Annotated in this window: 4 protein-coding genes; all 4 read left to right on the forward strand. The window is 36.9% G+C overall.

Annotated elements, in window-relative coordinates:
* The first annotated feature begins 121 nt into the window (after positions 1-121).
* The gene (locus QZ114_RS04940; RefSeq protein ID WP_295500236.1) at positions 122-610 is read left to right on the forward strand and encodes a DUF5590 domain-containing protein; all 489 of its coding nucleotides are present in this window, start codon (positions 122-124) and stop codon (positions 608-610) included.
* Entirely contained in the window at positions 607-1,785 is a 1,179-nt protein-coding gene (locus QZ114_RS04945) for a pyridoxal phosphate-dependent aminotransferase (RefSeq protein WP_295500239.1), read from the forward strand. The genes QZ114_RS04940 and QZ114_RS04945 overlap by 4 nt, the downstream gene beginning before the upstream one ends.
* A 21-nt stretch (positions 1,786-1,806) precedes the next feature.
* On the forward strand, positions 1,807-3,153 hold the full coding sequence (gene asnS, locus QZ114_RS04950; RefSeq protein WP_185952574.1) for an asparagine--tRNA ligase: 1,347 nt from the start codon (positions 1,807-1,809) through the stop codon (positions 3,151-3,153).
* Positions 3,154-3,456: 303 nt separating this feature from the next.
* Positions 3,457-7,416, forward strand: a 3,960-nt coding sequence (locus QZ114_RS04955) for a YSIRK-type signal peptide-containing protein (protein ID WP_295500242.1), incomplete at its 3' end; no start/stop codon positions are given.

Genomic DNA, 7,416 nt, shown 5'->3' on the forward strand with positions numbered 1-7,416 from the left:
GTCTTTACTTTTCTTGCTCGGTTTTAAACAAGAAAAATCTGTTTTGTTTGAAGGTGGAAATAAAATGCGATTGTTCCTATATTCACTTGTAATAAAGCCCAATAGATGGTAAAATAGACGAGTGAAAAAAAGACAAAACAAAGCAAAAAATAATCTACTGTGGCAGTATGGTCTAGGGATGACGATTTTGTTTGTGGTTATCAGTACATCCTTTCTGTATCTAGTGTTTCTGAGTATGAGACCCTATCAAACAGCTAAAAGTGAAGGAGAAAAATTAGCTCAGCAGTATGCAGGATTAGAGCAGGCTGATCAGGTTGATTTGTACAATGGCTTGGAATCCTATTACAGCGTTCTTGGTCGTAATAAACAGCAAGAAGCGCTTGCTGTCCTGATTGGAAAAGATGACCATAAGATTTACGTTTATCGGCTAAATCAGGGTGTTTCACAAGAAAAAGCAGAAGCTGTTTCTAAGGAAACAGGAGCAGGCGAGATTGATAAGATAACCTTTGGCCGTTATCAAAACAAGCCAATCTGGGAAGTTAAGTCAGGATCTGATTTTTATTTAGTAGATTTTGAAACAGGAGCATTGCTCAATAAGGAGGGCCTATGAAACTATCCAAGCGTGTTTTAGAAATGGAAGAAAGTGTCACTCTAGCTAGTGATGCGAGAGCAAAAAAATTAAAAGCTCAAGGTAAGGATGTCCTTTTCTTGACCTTGGGACAACCAGATTTTCACACCCCTGAAAATATTCAGGATGCAGCAGTTAAAGCTATTCGAGAAGGACAGGCTTCCTTCTATACAGTAGCTTCAGGTCTACCAGAATTAAAAGCTGCAGTGAATACCTACTTCGAGCGCTACTATGGCTATTCTGTCGCAAGTAATGAGGTTACCTTTGCTACAGGTGCCAAGTTTTCCCTCTATACCTTCTTTATGGCTGTAATTAATCCTTTAGATGAGGTTATTATTCCAACTCCATACTGGGTTAGTTATGGAGACCAGGTCAAGATGGCAGAAGGGATTCCAGTTTTTGTTCAAGCTAAAGAAGACAATGATTTTAAAGTCACGGTGGATCAACTAGAACTAGTTAGGACAGATAAGACAAAGGTTTTGGTTCTCAATTCACCATCTAATCCGACTGGTATGATTTATACTCGTAAAGAATTACTAGCTATCGGAAATTGGGCAGTTGAGCATGATATTCTGATTTTAGCTGATGATATATACGGTCGCCTTGTTTATAATGGAAATGAATTTGTTCCAATCTCAAGTCTGTCAGAAGCAATTCGTAAGCAAACCATTGTTATCAACGGTGTATCTAAAGCCTATGCCATGACGGGTTGGCGAGTTGGTTATGCGGTAGGTGATCCTGAAATCATTGCAGCTATGAGTAAATTGACGGGACAAACAACTTCAAATTTGACATCTGTTTCTCAATATGCGGCTATTGAAGCCTTAACAGGACCCCAGGATTCTGTTGATATCATGCGTCAGGCTTTTGAGGAGCGTCTCAATACCATTTATCCGCTATTATGTGAGGTCCCTGGTTTTGAAGTTGTTAAGCCACAAGGAGCCTTCTATCTTTTCCCAAATGTTAAAAAAGCTATGGAGATGAAAGGTTATACGGATGTTACTGACTTTACAACAGCTATTCTTGAGGAAGTTGGCTTGGCACTCATAACAGGAGCAGGATTTGGAGCACCAGAAAATGTGCGTCTCAGCTATGCTACAGACCTAGATACGCTTAAAGAAGCGGTTAAACGCTTGAAAGCATTTATGGAAAAATAAAAAAGAAAAAGATAAGGAAAAATAATGACAAAACGTGTAACGATTATTGATGTAAAAGACTATGTTGGTCAAGAAGTGACGATTGGCGCTTGGGTTGCCAACAAATCAGGAAAAGGGAAAATCGCCTTCTTGCAATTGCGTGATGGAACAGCCTTTTTCCAAGGTGTAGCCTTTAAACCAAACTTTGTAGAAAAATTTGGTGAAGAAGTAGGAGCTGAAAAGTTTGATGTCATCAAACGCTTGAGCCAAGAAACTTCTGTTTATGTGACAGGGATTGTCAAAGAAGATGAGCGTTCTAAGTTTGGCTATGAGTTGGACATTACAGATATCGAAGTTATCGGTGAATCACAAGATTATCCAATTACACCAAAAGAACACGGAACAGACTTCTTGATGGACAATCGTCACTTATGGCTCCGTTCTCGCAAGCAAGTGGCAGTTATGCAAATCCGTAACGCTATTATCTATGCAACTTATGAGTTCTTTGACAAGAACGGTTTCATGAAGTTTGACAGCCCAATTCTTTCAGGAAATGCAGCAGAAGATTCAACAGAACTCTTTGAAACTGACTACTTCGGAACGCCAGCTTATTTGAGCCAGTCAGGTCAACTTTACCTAGAAGCAGGTGCTATGGCCCTTGGTCGTGTCTTTGACTTTGGTCCAGTATTCCGTGCTGAAAAATCAAAAACACGCCGTCACTTGACTGAGTTCTGGATGATGGACGCAGAGTATTCATACTTGACACACGATGAGTCACTTGACTTGCAAGAAGCTTATGTAAAAGCTCTGCTACAGGGTGTTCTTGATCGTGCGCCTCAAGCCTTAGAAACTTTGGAGCGTGATACAGAGCTCTTGAAACGCTATATTGCAGAGCCCTTCAAACGCATCACTTACGATCAAGCCATTGACCTCTTGCAAGAACATGAAAATGATGAAGATGCTGATTACGAGCATCTTGAGCATGGTGATGACTTTGGTTCACCACACGAAACGTGGATCTCAAACCACTTTGGTGTGCCAACATTTGTCATGAATTATCCAGCAGCCATCAAGGCATTTTACATGAAACCAGTTCCTGGAAATCCAGAGCGCGTGCTTTGTGCCGACTTGCTTGCCCCTGAAGGTTACGGAGAAATCATCGGTGGTTCTATGCGTGAGGAAGACTACGATGCCCTTGTAGCTAAGATGGATGAACTTGGTATGGACCGTACAGAGTATGAATTCTACCTTGACCTTCGTAAATACGGTACTGTACCACACGGTGGATTTGGTATCGGTATTGAACGTATGGTAACCTTCGCAGCAGGAACAAAACACATCCGTGAAGCTATTCCATTCCCACGTATGTTGCACCGTATTAAACCGTAAATAATGAGATGAAAGTAAAAGGTTCTATCAGCCTCTTACTTTTTTTGATGTCGAGATTGAAAAATATTATCATTTTTTAAAAGATGATTTATCACCCTATTTATTTACATTTTTATGCAATATATATTCAAGCATACTTGGAAGTAGCCTAATAATATTATTTTTCTGTACCTAGGACACAAAATTTTATAATTTTGAAAAAAATAGACAAATTACTTAAAAATTACTTTGAAATATGATATAATTAAACGAATATATGTACTCGTGAGTGCATATATATATATATATATAGGGTGGTAAACAATGTTTAAATTGTCGAGACAACAAAAAGATCATCGATATTTTTGTGGAAATAGATACGAAAAATATTCGATCAAAAAATTAAAAGTTGGTGCTGCGAGTGTTTTAATCGGGGCTGGCTTCTTTTTGGGTTATCATGTTGAAGCTGATGAAATAGATGCACCGATTGCAAGTGTAACAGATAGTGGTTACAACAGAACTGGAACAGGTAATTCAGAAGTAGTAGATACGCAAGAATTTGTAATGGTAACTCATGAGAAACCAGGTGGAGTAGTAGAAGATGTTGCTATTTTAAAATCAAAATTTTCAGAAAATCTTGAACAATTAAAGAAAGAGTATCCAGGATTTACTGCAACAAACCTACAATCTATTGGGATTAATAAATATAAAATTACTTATGTACCAGTTACTTCAACAAATCAACCGAGTTCAACATCAGAATCTGTAGCTAATACAGGAGAGGCTGGTACTTCAAATAGTACATTAGCGACTGCTAATCAGACGCAACCAACAACTGAAAATAAAGTTAGTTTACAAGGCCATTTAGTAGGAAATCAAACAGAATATAATGTAGGAGAACAGATCATCTCAACATTTAGATTAGATGTATCAGCTCCTTCAAAATTAGAAGAAGGTTCTTATATTTTAGTGAATTTACCTGAGAATGAACCTATTACTGATGTACAATTTGGTACAGCTTTAAGAGTGGAAAAAGTAACGGATACACAGTATAAGATTTATACTGGAGAAGTTCCAAGTGGTTCTTATGGTAATTTCAATATTAGTTATAAATTTGATAAATATAGAACTGGCCGTAATTCTCAAACTTCTATCACTTCTCAAGTGATGGATAAAAATGGGAATCCAATTTCACCTGAAAAGACTACTAAGTCAGTGGTAGCAAATACAAATAAGAGTGGATATGCTAGTATTCATGTGGACAGTGAAAGTGGTGCTAGAGATTTAGCTTTATTTAACACCAATGCACCCGGCGACTCTATTGATGAAACTAAGAATAAAGAATTAGTTTTAAAATTAACAACATTAAATAAAGAAGTTGCTGCTGTCAATAAAATTCAACATGCTGTTACTTTACCGACAGGAGCTGTAGTGTCTGAAACATCTATCAATGCAGGATGGACACAGGAAGGAAATATCGCTCGTTATACGAGAACAATAACAGATGCAAAGCCTGTATTTGATCAAGGGAATAATACTAGTGATGATACGCTTCGTATTAATATGCGCCAAGCAGGTACATTAGAAGAGTTTTTAAAAGGAAAAGAATTTACATTTACAGACAATGTAACTTATACAGATAAATCAGGGGAAACAAATACAAGTCAAGGTACAACTTCGTTAGTTGTGAAGGCTGTGAATCCATATAAAGATAACGGAGATGGAGCAACGCCAAATGCAGCAGGAGCGCAACCCCCATTAGTGATTAATAACTTTACTAATGAACAAAATCATGAAAATAGAGTGAATATTGCAATTCCTGGAATTAATACGGAAACAGATGATAAGAGAATTATAGTTTTCTGGAGAAGTGTTGATACTCCGACAAAAGTTAAAGAGGTTGAGTTAACCATTGATAGTGATTTTGATCAAAAGAGATCAATTGAATTTTATGGTGTCTGGAATAATAATGGTGCATATGCAGCTTGGTATGCGCCAGATAATCTAGGAACCAGCAATACGTTTGAAGTATATACTGTAAATGGTACAACGGAAACGAAGTTAGGAGAAATTGCCTTTAAAAAGAATGGAGGTACTTCAATAGATTTACCTGAAGGTACAACCCGAGTTTTATTAAAACCAAAAGGTGAGATGAACTTTACAAGTAATACATTAAGCCAGGCAGGTATTTATTTACATCAGAACTTAAAAGGCTTAGAAAAAGCTAAACAAATGGTAGCGGAAGGAAAAGAAGCTAAGAGTATCGTTACTGCAAAAGTTTCAACTCAAGATACAGATGTGGTCAATACAAGTATTTCTAAAACGATTTTAGCAGATGCTAGAACAGCTTTAAAACTGACATCAAGAACTGGGAAGATAGAAACGGTTCTAGCAGGGAATAAAACACAATCTTTAAGTTCTGGAATAGAAGCTTATGATTACTCACCTTCAGGTTTAGGGAATCGTGTATATAGTACAGTAACATCGCACTTTGCTACTACTGATAAAAAATTAGATTATCTTGGAGCGAAGAATGCGAAAATTATTGTTGAATTACCGGATGGTTTTAGTTATGCAGGAGATAGCCCACTTGTAACTAAAGATGATAATTATCAAAATACTGGTAAACGTGTATTGATTATTGACCCAAAAGATTCAAATACTCGTGAGAATGTAACTCCGAATTTAGAGTTTAATGTAGCACAATGGGTTCAAACAGGTAGTTATCGTTTGAAATATACATTAGTTTGGGATGAAAATAGATTCCTACATGGATTAAATCCTAATAATGAGTTTGATGGAGATAAGAGAATTATCAATACATCAACTTTCACTTATGAAATTCCTGTAAGTAATACATCGGCGACACGATTACATGTAGATGTAACTGATAAAAATGATCAACGAGAAGGCTATACAACATCATTACAGAACTTAGCTCCAAAAGCAGATGTGACATATCGTTTTACATTATCAAATACAGATAATTCAAAATTATCGAATAATGAAGTGCTTGTGACATTACCTAAACAAGGGGACAAGAATATTGTTGATACAAGTATAGCTCGTAATTCTGCATTTGATGTGGAAGCTACAGGAGAAGCAATAGCTCCTGCAGGATGGACAGCATACTACTCAACTTCTCCAATTAATGGAAATGCAAATGAAGTCGCTTCAGCAACAACTTTAACAGCTGATCAAGTGACAGATTGGAGCAAGGTTACAGCAGTTAAGTTTGTTTCTAATCAAGGGACTACATTAAATCCGGGATTATCAAATGAATTTTTAGTACCAGCAAGAATTTCTAAAGATGCAAAAGATAAACAGGTAGCTTATATTTCAGCAGCAGCAAAAACAAATGCAGAAGAAATATATAATGAGGCGAATGTAGCTTCTGTTACTATTAAAATAGAAAATATAAAAAATGGAGCTGTCAAAATTGCATATGAAGATATGCAAGGAAATACGATTAAACCAACAATAACAGCTATTGAAAAAAGAGCTTATACAAAAGATTATAATGTAGATACAGAAGAATATCGTCCTGATGAATTTACATATAATGGAATAGCTTATAGATATATGCGAGTTAAAGAAACTTCTGCTCCAGTTGAAGGTGTTATTAATAGCGAAGAAATTACTGTAACTTATGTTTATGATACTTTGTATGAAAATGTTCCAGAAACAAAAACAATCACACGTACGATTAAGTATGTAGATGCAAGTAACGAAACTACAGAAGTATCACCAAAAGTAGAGCAGACTGTTACGCTAACAAGAACAAACAAACGAAACAAAGTAACGAATGCACTTGAAGAAGGAACATGGTCACAAGGAAGTTGGGCAGAACAAGCTTCACCAACCGTAGCAAACTATGGAACACCAGATAAACCAAGTGTAGCGTCAGTGGCAGTAACACCAACAATGGAAAATGCCGAAGTAGTCGTGAAGTATCCACAAGCAAAAGAAGACGAAGTAGAAACAAAAGTCATCACACGTACAATTAAGTATGTAGATGCAAGCGACGAAACTACAGAAGTATCGCCAAAAGTAGAGCAAACTGTTACGCTAACAAGAACAAACAAACGAAACAAAGTAACGAATGCACTTGAAGAAGGAACATGGTCACAAGGAAGTTGGGCAGAACAAGCTTCACCAACCGTAGCAAACTATGGAACACCAGATAAACCAAGTGTAGCGTCAGTGGCAGTAACACCAACAATGGAAAATGCCGAAGTAGTCGTGAAGTATCCACAAGCAAAAGAAGACGAAGTAGAAACAAAA

The sequence above is a fragment of the uncultured Streptococcus sp. genome (genome assembly GCF_901875575.1).
Taxonomy (GTDB): Bacteria; Bacillota; Bacilli; order Lactobacillales; family Streptococcaceae; genus Streptococcus.